Source organism: Allobosea sp. Root381 (assembly GCF_001429395.1).
Lineage (GTDB): Bacteria > Pseudomonadota > Alphaproteobacteria > Rhizobiales > Beijerinckiaceae > Allobosea.
In genome coordinates this window covers 160,695-179,476 of the sequence record NZ_LMJT01000043.1, presented here as the reverse complement: position 1 = coordinate 179,476, position 18,782 = coordinate 160,695, and the positions used below count along the sequence as shown (strand labels likewise).

4 protein-coding genes are annotated in these 18,782 nt (G+C 69.5%); all 4 read right to left on the bottom strand.

All coding sequences use genetic code 11. The features are described from left to right. The coding region (locus ASE63_RS24985; RefSeq protein ID WP_056808134.1) for a leukotoxin LktA family filamentous adhesin at window positions 1–15,498 on the bottom strand (15,498 nt) is incomplete at its 3' end. Between the two features lie 2 nt (window positions 15,499–15,500). Further along, window positions 15,501–16,076 carry an invasion associated locus B family protein gene (locus ASE63_RS24980; RefSeq protein ID WP_056808132.1) on the bottom strand — a complete coding sequence of 192 codons (576 nt, stop codon included), beginning with the start codon at window positions 16,074–16,076 and terminating at the stop codon, window positions 15,501–15,503. A 316-nt stretch (window positions 16,077–16,392) separates the two neighbouring features. Next, window positions 16,393–17,748 (bottom strand): MFS transporter, encoded by a 1,356-nt coding sequence (locus tag ASE63_RS24975; RefSeq protein WP_162261830.1) that lies wholly within the window; start codon window positions 17,746–17,748, stop codon window positions 16,393–16,395. Continuing rightward, window positions 17,742–18,674 carry a hypothetical protein gene (locus ASE63_RS27835; RefSeq protein WP_056808128.1) on the bottom strand — a complete coding sequence of 311 codons (933 nt, stop codon included), beginning with the start codon at window positions 18,672–18,674 and terminating at the stop codon, window positions 17,742–17,744. The genes ASE63_RS24975 and ASE63_RS27835 overlap by 7 nt, the downstream gene beginning before the upstream one ends. Window positions 18,675–18,782 lie beyond the last annotated feature (108 nt).

Here is an 18,782-nt window from a genome sequence, read left to right as displayed (position 1 = left end):
GGTGGTCGTGGCATCGTCGAGCGTAACCATACCGCCGGCCGAGAGCGTCGAGCTCGCACCGGCTACGAGGCTGGTGATACTGAGCGTGCCGCTCGCGGCTGTTGTGTTCGCCGCGCCGCTGGCAGTTAGGGCGTTTGTCACCGAGATCGCGGTGGCGGCGGTCAGGTTCGCGGTACCGGCGACGTTCAGCGTGGCCGCGCTGATGTCGGCGCCGGTCGAGGTGATCGAGAGATCGCCTGCGGTGGTGGTGGCATCGCCGAGCACGACGGTGCCGGAAGCGGAGAGGGCCGAGCCTGCACCGGCCTCAAGGCTGGCGATACCAAGCGTGCCGTTGGCGGCGGTTGCGTTCGCCGCGCCGCCGGCGGTCAGTGAGCCCGTGATGGAGGCGAAGGTGGCGGCTGTCAGGTTCGCCTCGCCGGCGATATCGAGGGTCGCTGCGGTGATGCCGGCCCCGGTCGAGGTGATCGAGAGATACCCAGCAGTGGTCGTGGCATCGCCGAGGGTGATCGCGCCGGAGGCGGAGAGGGCGGAGCCTGCACCGGCCTCAAGGCTGGCGATACCAAGCGTGCCGCTGGCGGCGGTGGCGTTCGCCGCGCCGCCAGCAGTCAGTGAGCCCATGATGGAGACGAAGGTGGCAGCTGTCAGGTTCGCCTCGCCGGCGATATCGAGGGTCGCTGCGGTGATGCTGCCTCCGGTTGAGATCGCTTCAAAGCCTCCGGCCGTCGTCGTCGCGCTGGTTATGCCGATCGCACCGGTGGCGTCGAGCGAACTCGCACCGCCGGCCAGAAGCGTGCCGAGGGTCAGCGCCCCGTTGCTGCTCGAAAGCGTCGTGCCGCCGTTGCTCGTTGCGGTATCGACGGTCAGCGCTCCGCCAGCCGCGAGCGTGATCGAGCCGGCATCGGCCGTCAGCGCGGTGACATCGGTCGCCAGGGTCGTGGCGAGGTTCACGTCGCCGCTTAGGCTGTGCGCCGAAAGGCCCGCTGCGGCAAAGGCGAGGGCGGCGGTCGCATTGCCGATGTCGCCGCCGGCCGTGAGAGCAATGAAACCGCTGGCCGGCCTGGCGTCGAGCAGCGCGCCGGTGTCGCCATTGCCAAGGATCGAGCCGGCAGCCGTGATCACGATCGAGGCGGCGCCGGTCGGCGCGGCGAGCCTGCTCGAAACATGGCCGAGCGCGATGTCGCTGCCCGAGGCGAGGCTGGCGCGCCCGGCGGCCTCGATGTCGGAGCCGCTCGCCATGACGATCTTGCTGCCGGTGAGCGCGATGGCGCCGTTGCTCGAACGCAGGCTGCCGAGAACGTCGATCTCGCCATCGGCGGTGGCAGTGAGGCCGTTGGCGGCGTTGAGCGAACCCAGCTTGAGCGTATTGGACGGCTGGCCGGAGACGGTCGGCGCCGCAAGCCAGGCCTGGCCGCCGATCTGGCCGGAAACCGAGCCGTTGGCGCCGACCTGCAGGCCGAGTGCTGCCGAGGCCGAGCCGACATTGCCGGTCGCATCGAGTCGGATCGCGCTGGCCGAGATCGCGACGCCCGGCAGGTAGCCCAGGATGGCGCCGCCGCGCGCGGTCAAGGACGCGGTGCCCGAAGCGAAGATGCGGCCGATCTCGGCATTGCCGGCATTGGCGATGAGGTAGGCGTCGCCCGCGGCCGCCGAGGCCGAGACCAGCTTGCCGCCGATCTGGTAGGTCAGCTGCGTCGCCGCCGAGCCGATGCCGCCGCCGCCGGCGACGAGCACGAGATCGCCGCCGGTCTGGATCTGGACCGGGCTGCGTGGCGTGGTTCCGTCGGCCTCCGTGCCGACGACGATGCCCTGTGGCGCCTGCAGGCTGACGGTGCCTGTCGCCGTGATATTGCCGATCGTCAGCGTCGCGCCGGCCGAGCGCGGCGTCGTGCTCGACTGCACATTCGTGGTCGCCTGCACATAGACGTCGCCCTGCGCCGAGGCGGAGAAGGTGCCGGTCGCGTTGATGAAGAGCGGCGCGGTCTGCTTCACGTCGACGCGGGTGAGCGTGACGCCCGCGGGCAAGTTGTTGAGATCGCTGACCTCGACGAGGCTGCCATCCTGCCGCAGTCCCATGATCTTCACGGTGCCGGGCGTGGTTGCGACCGAAAGCGCGGCGAGCTGCGCATCGGAGAGCGAGCCATTGCGGATGCTGTCCAGCGAGACCTGCAAGTCCGGCGCCAGCGAGCCGATGCTCCCGGCGATGTTGAGCGTGACGTCATGGCCGACGACGAGCGCGACGCCGTTGCCGACGACGCCCGAGGCCGGCGCCAGCGCCGATTTGTTGATTGCCGAGACGAGCTGCCGGTCGGTCCAGATCGCGTCGCCGGCGATGCGGTCGGAAAGCCCGGCTGCGGCGTCGGGAGCCGTCGCGCTGAAGCTGAAATCGCTCTCCAGCGTCGCGGGGTTGAAGCGGGCCTTCGTCGCCCAGCCATCGCCATAGGCCGCCTTGAAGGCGTTGGCATAGCTGTTGAAGCGCTCGGCGGCATAGGCCTTGACCTCCGCGGGCGAGGCCGGGCGGCCGAGCGCGGCATCGGCGAAGGCCTGATAAAGCACGACCGCATTGTCGTTCAGCGTGAAGATACCGTTGGTGCCGACGCTGCCGCTGCGGATGAGCGCCGAATAGAGGCCATAGGCCTGCGTCACCTGCGCCTCGAAGCTCGCGATGCTGGCCTGCGCCGCGGCCCCGGCGCCATCGGCCGCGGTCAGCTTGAGCGCGCGCGAGACCTCCGAGAGCTGCTCGGCGCTCAACGCCTGGGCCGCCGTCTGCCCGGTGGCCGAGACGAGCCTGCCGGCATTGACGTCGATCCGGACATTGCCGGTCTCGCTCCTGATCTCGCCGACGCGCAGGTCGCCGGCGAGCTGCGCGACGCCGATGTCGCCGAGGGCGGAGACGTTGACGATACCGTCGACATAGGAGCCGTTCGCAAGCTGCGTCGCGACCGCGCGCATCTTCATCGGATTGGTGACCGAGCCGATGCTGCCGTTCGCGCTCGCCAGCGTGATGTTGCGGCCCACGACGTTCGCCGAGGCCGAGGTCCCGGTCTCGAGGCTGCCGGTGGCGTGAACGCGGATGTCGCCATAGGCGTTCGGGGTGCCGTCGGCGCGCAGCGCCGCGACGCGGGCGCTGCCGGTGACGTCGAGATTGATGCCGCCGCTGCCGGTGATCGCGCTGAGCTGCGCACCGCTGGTCAGCGTCACCTTGATCGCCGACGATTGCGTGCCGATGGAGTCACGCGCGGTCAGATTCAGGTTGTTGCTGAGGATCGTGGCGTTGTTCGTCTGGGTGAAGCTACCGCCCGAGGCGACGATCGTCGTCGTGCCGCTCGGATTGACGATGGTGCCGTTCTGCCGCACGGAGCCGTTCGAGGTGATGTTGACGCGGCCGGCAGCGTTGCCCGCGAAGCTGACCGCAAAGGGATTGTCGGCCTTCACCGAGGTCGTGACCTGGACGAAGGCCCGGGTCGCATAGTTGTAAGCCCATTCCGCCTGCGACGCGCCCGGCTGGGCGACGAAGTCGTTGTTGCAATGGTTGATCGACTGGCCGTTGCAGCCGCCATAGGTCGCCAGGTTGTGGATCATGTCGAGATGGCCGCCGGTGATCTCCTGCGTCATCCCGACATGGGTGAGGCCGAGATCGCCCGTCGTCACCCGGCCCGAGACCTGTGTCGCGCTCGGGGCCTGCGGATTGCGGGACCACCATGACTGCCATTCGTGCATCCGGTGCGCATCGACGCTGGGCGATTGAGCGTCGACATAGACCCAAGGGTTGCCCGAGGTGCCGGAATCGTAGCGCCAGTAGACGCCCGGGATGTTCGCCTGATTCCGGTTCTCCCAGGTCAGGCCGACCTTCTGGAGCAGGGCCTGCTGCGTCCACTCGTAGCGGGTGCCGGCGACGGGATTGTAGCTCGTCGTATCGCCGGAGATGAAGGCGACAGGTGTCGTGGCGCCAGCGCCGGTCAGGGTGGGCTGCGCACCGTTGTGCGACTTGTAGATCGCGATCCCCGAACCGGGCGTATAGGCATAGATCGTGGTGTTCGGCCCGGAGGTCACGAGCCGGTCGATGAGGGTGATCTTGCTGACGCTCGCAGCGACGCCGACGCCCGTGCCGGTGTTGATGCGGTTGACGATGAGGTCGAGCCCGGAGGTGTTGTTCAGGCTGACATCGCCGAAGCCGCCATTGATCTTGATCGAGCCGAGCGTGTTGGTGCTGATGATCTGGCCGTCGAGCAGAACCGAGCCGCCACCCGAGGAGGCGTTGATGTCCCAAAGGACCAGTCGATCGTTGGCCAGATCGTAGTATAGCGGCGCCGCACTCGCGTTCGACCAGACACCCCCCAAGGCCTCCTTGAGGCCGACTTCGACATAGCCGCGATCGAGGTAGTATTGGCGCTGGTTCCGGAGGCTGGCGGCCATGCCGGCATCGACCGTTCCCGACCAGTTGGTGACCCGCCCCGCCTCGATCGAGGCGTTGATGTTGATCGTCGTCGCCTTGATCGCGACCTGGGCGCCGTAGATCTTGGTGGTTCCGGCCTGCGCGGTCGGATTGCTCTCGCGATAGGTCTGGATCGTCGGCAGCGCCTGGAAATTGATGCCCCGGCCCATATTGTAGTCGCCGGTGCAGTTGGCGCCGGAATCGGCGATGTAGCCGGCGCAGTTGCCGAAGAACTGCAGCGAGAAATTGCGCGTCGCGCCTTCGCTCTGCCTGCCGTACAGGAAGTAGTTCAGGTCGGTCGCGCCCATGGCGGCCGCTAGCGCATTGGCCGCGGCGATGACCGCCTGATTGACATCGAACGAGACCGATCCCGGGCCGCCGCCGGGATAAAAGATCGCGTGGGCAAACTCCGCCTGCGGCGAGGCGCCGACAGTATGCATGCCGTTCGGGCCGTTCGAGGAGACCGCGACCGCGCCGTTCGGCACCGTGGCGTTGAACTGGAGCGCGTCGATGCGCTGGCCGGAGAATCCGAAGGAGCCCTGCGTGTTGTTCAGCGAGACCACGCCCGCGAGGTTGGTGATGTCGCCGGCGATCAGCAGCGCCGGCCCGTGGCCGCTGGCGTCGAGCGCGCCGGTGTAGCTGTTGTCGATGGTGATGATCGGCGTCGCATCGGGGTTGGTTTGGCGCGTCAGCGAGCCGGTCGAGCCGACGATCTGGCCGCCAGTCGTCTCGGGGATATAGGCGCCGCCGGCGAGCACGAGATAGGCGTTACTGCGGTTGATGACGGTGATCGAGGGGCCGCCCTTCGCCGTGAGCGTGCCGCTTCCCTGGACCCTTCCGGCATTGACGTAAATGTTGCCGCCCGCCGCATAGAGCTGGGTCAGGGTGAACGCCTTGACCGGCGAGGAGCTGATGCCGGAGATCAGCGTGCCCGCGACGGTCGGGTCGTAATTCGCGTTGACATAGGCGACGGCGTTGAAGGCGGGGTCGTAGCCCCCCGTCACCGGCGCGCCGCTGACGAAACGGATCGTCGGCGCATCGTTCGGGCCGCACTGCACCGAGGCGTTGATGCCGCAGCCGATCTCGATGCGCTGCGTGTTGTAGATGCCGGCCGTGACCGTGCCGTTCATCTCCACCGTCGAGCTCGAGGAGAAGCCCGGGCTGCTCGAGCCCGCCGTCACCGGGATGAAATAGAGCTGGTAGCCGTGGCCGGTACCGTCGGCACGGGCGTCGATCAAGCCGTCATAGGCGCCGAGCGTGACGTTCTGCGCGCTGGAGATGGTCGCGCCGCTGCCGACCTCGACCCGGGCATGGTTCTGCAGGTCGGTCGAGGCGTCGGCGACGGGCACCGCGATCAAGCCGCGGACATAGCCGAGCGCCGTCGCCCGGCCCGAGAGGTTGTTGGTGTAGTGGCCCGAGCCGTCGCGCCCGGCGGTGACGTTGACGTCGTAAAGGCCGAGCAGGGCCGAATTCGCGCCGATTCTCACATTGTTGTCGGAGCGGATGCCGACATGCGCATCGGCGACGCCGACGCTGGCGAGGCCGTAGGTGCTGACATAGGCGTTGGCCTGGACATCGGCGGTGGTGTAGGTGCCGATATTGATGACGCCGAAGGAATTCAGCCTGTTGCGCAGGCCGAGCGTGACCTCGTTGTCGATATCAGCGCTGTAATGCGAGGTGACACCCGCACCTTGCAGGAGACCGCCCGTCGTCAGCGTCGCCGTGTCGTCGGCGGTCAATTCGGTCCAGGCCCGGATCAGGATCGGCCCCGGCGCCGCGGTCGGGCTGGTGCCAGCCGTCAGCGTGACGTCGTCTGCGAGCGTGACGCGCGCGGTGCCGGCGATCTCGGTCTCCGAGGTCGCGCCGGCGCCGTTGATGCCACCGCCCGCCGCCGCGCGCACCGAGTCGCCTAGATCGAGCTGCGTGAAGACATTCTTGGCAGTCAGCGAGATTGCCTGCAGGCAGCTCGACAGATGGCAGCCCGCCGTGTTCGGGCCGGTGGCGCCGATATCGCTGCCCTGGACGATGCGGGTCAGCACATCGACATGGGCGTCGTTTTTCGCCAGCGACGCGCTGGCACCGAGTGCCGAGGCCTGCAGGCTGTCGACCAGTGCGGCGTAGCGGCTGGCATGGCTCGCTGCGATGGTTACGAGGCCCGTTCTGATCCACGCATTGGCGCCGACCGAAGCGGTCACGTTCGCGGTGTTGGAGGTCGAGCCTTCCGCGCCCGAGCCGGCATAGAGGCCGCCGCTGCCGGCCTCGGCATGGGCGATCTGGGTGTCGCTGCCGGTCGCCGTGAGCGTGAAGCTGCCGGTGCCGCCAGCCGCCATGGTGGCGCCGTCGCCGAGGGATGCGTTGGTCTGCGTCCGCGCTTCTGCCTCGGCGTTGACGGTGCCGATGGCCGCCATGCCGGCGCTCACGCCGGTGGCGGTGGCGCCCTGGACCGTGGTGTTGTTCGCGCTGATCGTGACCACGCCCACCGGCAGGCCGACATGGTTGCCGACCGAGGCGGTGACGGAACTCGTGTTGAGCGCCTTGGCCTCGGTGCCGACGGCGCTGACGTAATAGGAGCCGGAGCCCGCAATGGCCGAGGCCGAGGCTGACATGCCGCCGCGCGTGAAGCCGCCGGTCGAGCCGGCAAGTCGGGCTGCGTCGCCGAGCGTGCTGCCGAAGACGGAGCCCGTCGCCAGCACGGAGAGCGTGCCTGCGGTGAACTGCGCCGCCGCCGGCAGGCTCGCATTGTTCTCGATCGCGGCCCGCACCGACGAATTGACGGTGGCGTTGGCGGTCGCCGCGCCGACGGCAAGCCCGCCGGCCACGGCGATGCCCCTGGCCGAGGCCTTGGCATCCGGCGAGGCGCTGGCCTGCACGATGATCGAGCCGGTCCGGACATTGGCGCGGGCGCCGGCGCCGATCACGGCCGAGACGTTCGAGCTGTCGGTGGCATTGGCTTCCGCGCCCGAGCCCGCGGCGATGAGGCCGCCGGCGCCCGCGACCGCCGCGGCGAAGGCAGCGCCTGTGCTGGTCGCCCCGATGGTCAGCCCGGTCCCGGTCAGGTTGGAGCCCGCCGCATAACGCGCCGAGACCGTGCTGTCGGCCGTGCTGGCGGCGAGAGAGACGCCGAGCGCCAGGCCGCCGGCGACCGTCGCGCCGAAGGCGTCCGAGCGCCCGGTCTGGCCGTTGCCGGCATTGACCGTGGCGGCGCCGGTCACCGTGAGGTTGCCCCCGAGCAGGGCCGAGACGGTGTTGGAGATCGTGCCCTTCGCAACTGCGGCGCCGGCGGCGGCCGCCAGCGCGCCGGCACCCGCCGTCGCTTCGACGCGGGCGGCCGCGCCCGAACCGTCGGTCGAGTTCGCGCTGATCGCGATCGACCCCGTGTTCACGGTGATCTGGTCGAGACGAGCCGAGACGTCGTCGCCGACATCGGTATAGGCCGTCGCTGCGCCGACGCCGGCTGCGCCGCCCGTGCCGACGCCGCTGGCGATGTTGCTGGTGGTGGTCTGCGACAACGCCGTCACCGCGACCGATCCGCTGGCGATGCTGCCGCCCGTCACCGTCGCGGCCGTCCGTGAACCGGCCGAATCGAGCAGGGCGGAGGCGCTCTGCGAGGCCGGCGCGACGATGCGGCTGCGATTGGCGGCGAAGAAGCTGTATTGGGCGGCGGCGTAGGCCCGCACCTCCGCATCGCTCGCGGCATGGCCGAGGCTGGCGCCTGCCTCGGTGCGATAGGCCGCGATGCCGGCTGCGCTCAGCGTCAGCACGCCGTTGGCGACGCTGCCATTCGCCAGCAGCCGCGCATGGGCGTCGTTGGCGGCGCTGCGGATCTGGTCCTCGTTCGCATCCGGCGTCGTCGCCGTCACGGTCGCGCGATAGGCTGCGACGCCGGTGTCGCTCATCAGATAGGTCACGGCGCCGCCGTTCAGCGCGGTGTAGCGCTGCGCTGCCCAGCTGCGCACCTGCGCATCGGTCGGGGCTGCGATACCGAGCGCCATCGCCGCAGCACTGCGCAGCCCGGCGACGCCGGAATCCGTCAGCGTCAACGCACCGCCGACCAATGAGCCGTTGGCGAGCAGCAGATTGTAGTCGGCCTGCGCGGCGTCGCGCAGCTGGGCCTCGCTCATCGCGGTGCCGGCCGCGCCGCGATAGGCCCGATAGGCGGCGAGCCCGCTCGCGCTCAGCACGAGCTCGGCATTGCCGGCGGTGAGCTGGTCGAGACGCGAGAGCGTGCCGCCGCCATTGGCGTTGAGGTCGGAGCCTGCGCCCGACGGGGCGCCGGTGCCGACCGAGATCAGCGCGACGGCGGCGCCGATGCCGACCGAGCCGCCGACGCCATAGGTCATGGTGGTCGCGTCGACATTGCGCTCGGAGGTTGCCGAAGCCGAGACGGCGCCAGGCGCGGAAAGCGTCGATCCGGTGATGTCGGCGAGCACGCGGCTGTCGAGGCTCGCGATGTTGGCGGCTGCACCGGCTCCGAAGCTGCCGCTGGCACCGGCCGCGGTCGTGGCGTCGATGCTGGTGCTCTCGTAGGCGGTGACGCCGATGCCGGCCGCGCTGGTCGGGCGCAGCGTCGCCGTGACGCCGTAGAGTCCGGCACGGGTCTCGTTCTCGACATCGACGAAGGAAACCATGCCGGCGACGCCGGCGAAGCCGCCAGCCGCGCCGCCGGCCGAAACCGTGGTGAAGGCGTTGACGCTGCGTGCGGTGACGGCGAGCGCGCCGTTGAGGTTGAGCGTGGTCTGGCCGGACCCGCCGCCGATCGTCGCGAGCGTCGTGTTGCGGCTGGTGCCGACCACGAAGGACGAGCCCATGCCGACGCCGCCGGCGGCGCCGGACACGGCCTGGGCGTGGAAGCCGTTGCGGCTCTCGGCATTCACGCCGACGCGGCCGGCGGTGACGAGGCTCTGGTCGAGCGCGGCACTGGTGGTGGCCGCGAAGCTGTTGACGACGCCGGACGCGGCTCCGCCGCCGAGGCCCACGGCGAAGCCGAGCACGTTGCTCGCCGCCGATTGCGAGGCGTTCGCGGCGATGTCGAGCGCGGTGACGCCCTGTCCGGTGAAGCCCGGCGTGGTCGTGCCGAGCGTCGAATCTGTCAGCCCGGCATGCGTGCTGCGCCGCATGATCGTGTTGGCATCGGCACCCGCTGCCGCGGCGCCGCCGATCGAGCCGACGGTGATGAAGGTCGCGGCATAGGAATGGCTCGCGGCCTCGATCGCGACCGCCGTCGCATTGGTGCCGGTCAGGCGGGTGTTGACGAGGCTGTCGTCGATGGTCGCACTGGTGCTGCCCGCGAGTACGTTGCGGATCGGCACGATCGCGATCGCCGCCGAGATCGGGAAGATGGCGACGCCGCCGGTGACGGCGTTCGCGAGCACCGATTGCTGCGAGGTCGCGACGACGCCGAGGCCATGGACGCTACGCGCCGTCATCGCCAGCGAAGGCTGGGCGGCGCTCGGGCCGTTGGCTGAGCCCAGGTCGAAAGCGGTGGTCAGCTGGCCGGCATTGTAGCTCAAGCCGCCGGTGCCGGAAGCACGCGCATCGATGATGCTGTCGTCGATCGTGGCGACAGTCTCGCCGCCGATCGTGTTGTTGACGACGGACAGGCCGCCCGCGACGCTGGGCGCGCCAGCGGTCGCGCCGAGCGCGCCGGCCGAGACGGTGATCCGGTCGAGATTGGTCGCGAACAGGCCGAGATTATTGCCGGCGATGATGTCGGCATCGCTGACGAGCGCCCTGACATCGGTGGCGATGCTGTTGTTGGCGATGGAGCCGGCGAGACCGACATTGCGCGACCTCGCGATGCCGATCGCCAGCGTATCGATCGTCGCGGTCGAGCCGGCACGCAGGGCGACGTTACCGGTGGCGTTGAGCCGCGCCGCGTCGACCTCGGAGGCAACGACATTGGCGACGTGGTTCTCGACGACGGACAGCCCCAGCGCCGCCGCCCCGAAGCCGAGCCCGAGCGAGCCGGCGCTGCCGCGGATCTTCGAGGTCGCGGCACTGGTGACCTCGATGCCGCCGGCCGTCACGACGGTGCCGGCGCCGCCGATGCGGGCGCGCGCGACGTTCTCGATCGACTGCAGCACCACCGAGGCCGTGCCGGCGAATTGTCCGGTCGCGGCGCCGAGACCGACCGCGACGCCGGTCAGCGTCGCGCCGTCGCGGGCGACGACGCTGACATTGCCGCTGGCCGTGACGGTTGCGAAATCGATTGCGGCGATGTGCGACTGGGCGATTGCGTTGTCGAGCAGCGCGATGCCGGCGTTGTTGCGGCCGATCTGCACGAGGGCGCCGATCGCGACGACGGCTGCGCCTTCCGGATTGGCAGTCCCGCCATTGGCGGCGGCGCCGGTGAAGTCGATCTCCGATTCGTCGGTGTCGGAGACGTCGATGCGGCCGGCGATGAGATCGTCATAGCTGCCGATGCGGCTGCCGTCGGCGAGCACCGCGACATCGCCTGTCACGGAAACCGTCGCCAGCGAGCCGGCGAGCCCCTCGATCGCCGCTCGCGTCGTCGGCTTGACCCGGTTGATCACGAAGACGCCGCCGAGCCCGTTGCCGCCGAGGCCTGCGGTCGCGGCCGAGGACATGACGCGGCTCGCATTCGTCGCCCGGACCTTGAGCCCGTGCAGGTCGGTGAGGCTGGAGCGGCTGACCTTCGCGCTGACGGCGTCCTCGCCTTCGGAATCGCGAATATCGACATAGGTGAGCGCGAGACCGAAACCGACCTTGCCGCCGGCATAGCCGGCGCCGCCGCCGATGCCGATATCGGTGGTCTGGTAGGCGCTAACCCGCGCGACCTGCGAATTGGCGATGCTCGGCACGCCGCTGAGGACGGAGTCCTCGATCGAGGCCGCGACACGGTTGGTGATCAGGCCGAGCGCCGCCGAGATCGCGATCGCACCGCCATTCGAGGTCGCGCCCGCGAGGCCGAGCCCGACCACGGTCGCGCGGCCGCCGGAAACGGCCTGGACGGTGGTGTCGTAGACGCCGGTCAGGGTGGAATTGGCGATGCGCGCATCGGTGCTGTTGTCGAACTGGCCGATCGCGACCGCGCCGGAGACGCCGCCGCTCAGCGGGCTGTTGCTGCCGGCGAGGTTCAGCGCCGCGGCGCCCGAGCCGATCTCGGCGATCGTCGCGTTCAGCGCGGTGACGTTCGTCGTCACCCCCGGGCCATGCCGGACCACCGTCGCCCCGTCGAGCCAGGCCGAGGTGCCGAGCGTCGTCAGGCCGACCGAGGAACTGCCTGCTCCGGTCAGGCTGATCGAGGAGGAGGTCTTGCGGTTCGAGGTCGCGATCGCGTCGCGCACGAAGTCGGGCGTGCCCGGCGGCAGGAAGTTCTCCATGCCACCGCCGCCGACGCCGGCCGCCGCGCCGGCCACGGACGCCACGGTCAACCGTCCGTCCGTCGTCGCGGTCACGTCGAGGTCGGCGGTGGTGATCCGGCCCTGCGCCACCGAGCCGGCGAGGCGCCCGTCGGATAAGTCGTCGCGGTTGTTGCCGACATAGGCGCGGGTCACCGCCGCCGCGTCGAGCACCGAGAGGGCGAGCCCGAAGCCGTTCGAGCCGCCCGCGGTCAGCGCGCCGCTCAGGCTGAAGACCGAGACGATCTGGTCGGCATTGACGTTGACGCGCGGGGCCGTGATCCGCGCCTCGTTGCTGATCGAGGCGATGGTGCGGTTGCTCAGGCCGGCGATCGAGACCATGCCGTTCAGCCCGATCGTCCCGGCCGATTCCCCCGAGGTCGTGGCGATCACGAACATCTTGTCGGAGGTCAGCGCCGTGACGGCTAGCCCCGTCGTGTCGATGACGGCACCAGCGGCGATCGCAGCGATGGTCGTGCTGCTGCGGCCGATATTCAGCATCGAGCCGCCGACGGCGGAACCGCTGCCGCCGCTCGTACCGCCGGTGAAGCCGAAATTGCCGCCGGCGTCGATGCTGTGCGTCACCGTCTCGGCATCGATATGGACACCCTGGTCCCATCTCTGCGTGTAGTCGTAGTCGAGATCACTCGTCCACGAGCCGGTATGGCCGGTCTGGTTCAACCGCGCGCCGCTGGCGACATAGGCCGAAGTCTGGTTGTCGACGCGGAAATAGTCGATCGCGCCGGAGAGCCCAAGCTGCGTCGAGGCCGAGGTGGCGTTGGCATAGGTCGTCAGGATGTTGCTGACGACGCCCATATTGCCGTTGAGATGCGAGAAGGTCTCGCCGAGGCCGGACCAGTTCAGCCAGGTATTCGAGATCGGCATCTCGCTGAGGGCGGCGACGCCGATCGTGCCGGCATTGATGGTGACGCCCGACCCGATCGAGGCGTCGGCCTCGTGCTTGAAGTCGCCGACGGCGATGCCCATCGAGACGGAGATGTTGGCGGAGGGGTTCGACGCCGTCGGGTCGGTCGATTTCGAGTTGGTCGAGCTGTCTGCGATGACGCGCACACCGAAATCGCGCTGACGTGCCGCGACGACGACGTCGCCGGAAGCCCAGATCGTCGGAGCGGCGTCGCCAGGATCGGCGCCGATCGTCGCTCTGGCCGTCAGGTCGCTGTTGGCGATCGCGATGGCGCTGCCCACCCGCGCCGGGACGCTGGAACTGCCGGTCCTCACCTCGCCCAGGATCCTGGTCAGCAGGCCGGGAATCGTCGTACCGCCCAAATCGGCATTGAACAGCGCGTTGTTTCCGACCGTGGTCGAGGCGCTGGTCGCGTTCTTCGTGGTGTCGGTCGTCGCCTGGACCGTGAGCCGGTAGATCTTGTTGAACTGGCCGCCGACCGAGGCTCCGAACACGGCCTCCGTCGTCGCCTTGTAGTCCGAATAGGCGAAGGCGATGCCGCCGAGCCCGCCTGCCGAGGCCATCGCGGTGGCCGATGTCGAGAAGCTGTTGGTGTTGCCTGCCGTGACGGTGACGTTCGAGTTCCAGGCGCTGTTGATCGTCGCGCCCGAATGCACCTTCGCCGTGGTCGTCACGTCGACGGCGCCATAGGCCACGGTCGCCGCGACCACGGTCTGGCCGGTGGTGATCGTCAGCGCGGTCGCCATCAGGTTGACGTCGTTGCGCGCGGTCACCGCGAGGTTTCGCCCGACATTGATCGTCGCGCCCGAGGCGATGTCGGCCTTCACCGTGCCGGCGATCTCGCCGATCGAGACCGCCGCGCCCCAGGGGAAATTGCCCGACAGTGTGATCGCCGGCAGCGATGCGTCCTGCTCGCCGGTGGCCTCGAGCTTGACGTCGCCCGTGGCGGTGATGGTCGCGCCGTTCTCGATCTCGATCTTCGAGGTGATGTCGCTACCGACATACGCGCCGTTCAGCCCGAACATCGCGCCACCGAGCGTCTGCGCGGCCATCGCGACCAGCGTCCCGGCATTCGGGTCGATATAGGAGGCGATCGCGGTCGCCGATGCCTGCATCGTCACGTCGCGGCCGCTTATCGTGCCCGAGACGATGATGCTGGCATTGGCGTTGGCCCGGCCGGCGATCAGCGTCTGCGACTGGCTGGCCTCGAGCAGGATGTCGCCGGCATTTTCGCCGCTGCCGGCGCTCACCCCGGCGAGCAGCTTGCCCCTGACGGTGATCGCCGGCGCGACGAGCGTGATCGAGCCGGAATGGCCGAGCGACGGATTGGCGACGGAAAGCTCGCCATTGCCCCGGTTGAAGTTGCGGGTGTCGATGATCCCGTCGCCGAGGATCCTGATGCTGTTCGTCGCCTCCAGCGACACGTTCGTGCCGTTGGTGATCATGTTGGCGCTGCCGCCGGTGCCGATCACGATGTCGGTTGGGTCGATATAGAGCAGGCCGGCCTTGCCGTTGCGGGCCGAGAGATCGACGTCGACTGCGCCCAGAGTCACGGTCTGCTTGGCGCTGAGCTCGAGGAAGCCGCCATCGCCGCTGGTGCCCGCGGTGCCGCGGAAGCGGGCGCCGGCCTCGACGTCGAGATCCGTGCCGGCGAAGACGATCGCCGAGCCCGCCTTGCCCGCTGCATCCCGTGCCGCGCTGACATCGAGCGTCGCGCCGCGCGCGATCGCGATCGCCGCATCTGAGGTGATCGAGACCTTGCCGCCCTCGCCGGTATTGACCGCGCCGGCAGCGGCAGGGCCAGCCTGCCTTGGCGCCGTGCCGGTGGCGCTGATCTGCGCCGTCTGCGCGACGGTGGTTCCCTTGCCCGAGCGGATCGCGACGGATCCGGCGCCGCGCCTTGCCGTCGCATTGGCGCTGAGCCGGCCCGACACGCTCGCGGTCCCGGCCGCGACGATCTCGATGCCGCCGCCCTTGCGCGCCACCATCGCCCCGCCATGGCGCAGCCCTGCAGTGTTGACGCTCTCGGAGAAGGCCGCCTGGTGCCGCCGGCGGCGCTCGCCAAGATCGACCGACGCGGCATTGGCCTTGATCTGTCCGGCGACGCTGACCGAATGGCCGTGGAGCGTGACGCCGCGCCGGGCGTTGATCGTGCCGTCGATGGTGATCCGGCCATCGGGCGAGATCGGCACGTCATTGGCACGGAGCCTCGCCGCCATGGCCTCGTTGACCACGCCGTCACGTCCGATCACCTGGTCGAGGAAGTCGCGCGTCGGCGTGTTGACGGTGAGCTGGCCGGTATTGATCACGCCCTGCGGCCCGACCGTGAAGCCGGCCGAATCCGAGAAATAGATATGGCCGCCGATCTGGCCGTTCCGATAGGAATTCAGGATGCCGTTGACGACGACGGGGCCGTCCCGGACGATGTTGACCAGCGCGCTCGTATTCTGCGGCAGGTGCATGTTGACCGTGGTTCCGGCCGCCTGCTCGAAGCGCGAGAAGGAGTTGTAGCCGGCCCCGGTCGCAACGGTCTGCGTGGTGATCGTCGTCGTGCTGCCGCTGACTGCGACATTGGTCTGGGTGCGCCCGTCCGGCGTGATAATGTTCTGCGCGAAGGCGGGTGCGTTCCACAGCGCCAGCGCCATGGCCTGCCCGACGAGGCAGCGCTGGCGCCAGCGCGCCAGGATCGACCGCGACTGGTCGGCGCGTGCGGCTTCATGGCTTGCGCCGGTGCGCACCAGAATCGCCGGAGCGGGTTTGGCGGCGCGACGGCGCGACATGGTCAGAGCCTCTCCTTGGCGAGCGCGTCGAGCGCCGGATCGAGGCCGCGGGTCGAAAGCGGCAGGGTCAGGTCGCGACCGGCGGCATCCCTGAAGACGATTCGCCCGGCGTCGCCGGCCTTGCGCCATTGCTTGAGCATGTCCTCGCCGGGCTGCGCATCGGCGAAGCAGCCGCTCGCGATGCAGCGACGCCACGGCAGGTCGAGCGGCTTGGGGTCCTTGTCGCCGATGGCGATCTGAACGCTGCTCGGGAAGGTCACGCTGACCGGCATCACGGCGGTGATGCGCAGCGGGTCGGCGGCGGCCATGCGCCCGATCGCGATCTGCGCGATCGGCGTCTGCTGGCCCTGGGCCTGCAACACCAGCGCGACCTCGCAGACGCGCGGCGCCTTGGCGCTGTCGAGGCGCTGGCAGCGCAGCGTCCAGTCGCCGAAGCTGGCGGTGGTGACGCTCGGCTCGGCCGGGACCTGAACGGCAGCCGGCGTGGCTGCCGGAGCCGTCGCGAGCGTGTTCCCCGGCTTCGGCGCAGGCGCCTGGGCGGTGGCTGCAGCCGAAATGAGGATAATCGAAGCCGTCATCCACAAATGCCGGATGCTGCTGGCTTTCTTGCGTCCTGTCGTCACGCCTCACCTCAACCAGGCCGGGCCGCCGGCGGCGCCGGTCGGTACTGCTTCAAGGCCGGAGGCGTCGCGAAGCCCGGACACGGCACCACCCCGCTCCGCTCGTGGCAGTGCGAAAGTGTGCGGGCCGTGCCCGGTCAGGCACAGCAACAGGCTGTCGCGGCAGGAGCCCCCCGGCCGTTCGATGATCAAGAATTCTCAGATTGCACGTTACTGTGCAATACGTGTGTCAAAAATGGTCAGTGAAGCAGAGGCCGCCGTAAGGCACCGATCCTCAGATCAGCGCTTGCCGCGAGCGGCCGCGCGGACCCGCTACCGCGAGCAGGATTGCGCTGAGACCGAGCGCCGCCGCGATCAGCGCGAACATGCCCCAGACGCCGGCACCCCTGATGATCGCGAAGCAGATGAGGGGGACGATGATCGAGACGAGCCGGCCCATGCCCCAGGCCATTGCGGTGCGCGAGGCTCTCAGCCGTGTCGGGATGATCTCGGCCGCGTAGATGGCCAGGATCGAGGCATAGACCGCGCTGAGCAGGGCGAAGCTGATGCCGAGGCCGACGAGGGCGGCGAATTCCGTCGCCTCGGCGAAGAAAAGACCCAGCACGGCCATGGCGCAGGCGCAGATGATCAGGCTCGCCTTCCGGCTGATCCGGTCGATCAGGGGCGCGACGAGCAGGTTGCCGATCACCGGACCGAACATGATCAGCCCGGCTGCGACCACGGATTCGTTGATGCTGAACTGCTTGCTGACCATGATCGCCCCGCTCATCAACGGAAAGCCGATGGTCGCCCAGGGGGCGAGCGCATAGAGACAGCAGAGCAGGACGAACCTGCGGCCGGTCGTGCCGGGCTCATCGTCGGCGCGGGCGTTCGGCGCGCTCGGTGCCGGTCCGGCGGTTTTCCACAGGATTGTTCGACCGAAGCGGCTGAGCGCCGTTTCGGCCTCCGCGAGGCGGCCGGCCGCGGCGAGCCAGCGTGGCGATTCAGGCAGCAGGCTCAGGAGGGCGGCGGCGAGCGCCGCCAGGACCGCGCCTGTCCCGACCGCCCAGCGCCAGCCCTCGATGCCGATCCAGGTGGGGGAGGCCGCGCGCAGCAGCAAGATCAGGGCCGGCGCACCCAGGAAGGCCAGGCCGGCGCAAAGGCAGGACATGGTTCCGCGCAGCCGCGGTGGCATGATGTCGGCCAGATAGGCGGCGATCAGCGGCGGGCAGGCCCCGATGCCGAGACCCGAGAGGAAGCGGTAGCCGATCAGGCTCGTCGAGCTGTCGCTCGCTGCTGCGGCGAGCGAGCCGATGGCGACGAAGGCCAGTGCCGCCTGCAGCGCCAGGCGCCGGCCGACCCGGTCGCCAAGCAGGCCGAAGATCGGCGCCCCTATGGCGCCGCCGGCGAAGATCGCGGCGAGGAACACCGAGAGTTCGGTCGGCGTCATCGTGCGGGGCGGCGCCTGGAACACCGCGCCCAGAGCATTGCCGAGCGCGACCTCGGCGATGTCGGCGAAGAGCGCGAGCGTGACGACGGCGAAGATCGCGAGCCTGAGCCGGCAGAACGGCAGCGCATCGAGCCGCTCGCCGACCGTCGGCACCGGCAGGCTCGATGCCGGCGATGCCGTGTCCCCAACCTTGTTCAACACGGGGAACCGCTCCGCTCTGCGAGGGCTGCGTCCGCGACGGCCGGCAGGGCAGCGCGGCCGTCGAAGTTGGTGGCCGCGTCGAACGCGTTGCCGATGACCGCGAGTTTCGCGGCCTGCACCTGCGCATAGCCGGCGCGGAAGCCCTGGGAGAGCCAGATCGGCGAGCGTCCGGCTGCGCCGCACCAACCGAGGCTGCCGATCGCGATGGCCGCGGCGAGCGTTCGCCCGGCATGGGTCCGCGAGACGTCGAACGGCCGGGCGAGGGCGGAGACCGAGGTCACGTCGGTGATGGCCCTGTCCACGTCGCGCGCCGCCGCCATGTCGAGGCCCGCGATGAGCCGGTCCATCAGGCTTCCGCCCTCGTCCACGGAGGCGAACACCGCATAATCTGGCGCCGGGGTGCGGATGATGCTGCTGGCCAGAAGCCCGTCTGCGACCGCGGGCTGCATGCGCGGCAGGAACTCGGCGCCAGCCTCCCGAAGCTGGGCGGCGCGGCTGCCGCCGTCGAGCGCGTCGAGCGCCGCCAGATGCGCATGATGCCATTCGGTCAGCGCCCAGAGGACCGCCGGCGCCGGCATCGCGAGCACGCCGGCGGAGCCGATCGCCGTCCGGGTCGGCAGTATGATGCCGTATTTCAGCGCCTCGGCGAAGAACGCCTGGGCCGTGTTTCGGCTGGCAAGGCGATGCGCCAGCGCATCCTCGACGAATTCGCGCCGCGACACGCCCGCCCGACCTGCCGCTGCACTACGGAAATAGCGCGAGAGCGCGGCATGCGACATCAGCCAGCGTTGTTGGGTGGAGAACTGGGCAGCCAGTCGCGGCGCGGCCTGCTGCAACGCCTGGAAGCTGCTGGCGAGCCGGTGGACGACCCGATCGAACTCCGGATGCGCCAGCATCCGTTCGATCTCCGCTGCCGCTGTCTGCATCCATTATCCCCGGCATGGCGCAGCGTTCGTCGGCGCGACTTCTTCAGCTTTTCTTAACGTAAACCATCCGTTGTTCAAGAAGTCATGACCGCCTTGCCGCGATGGCGG

Excerpts from the sequence above, each read along its gene's own strand:
- ASE63_RS24980 (WP_056808132.1), bottom strand. The coding sequence starts at position 16,076 with ATGACGGCTTCGATTATCCTCATTTCGGCTGCAGCCACCGCCCAGGCG.
- ASE63_RS27835 (WP_056808128.1), bottom strand. The coding sequence starts at position 18,674 with ATGCAGACAGCGGCAGCGGAGATCGAACGGATGCTGGCGCATCCGGAG.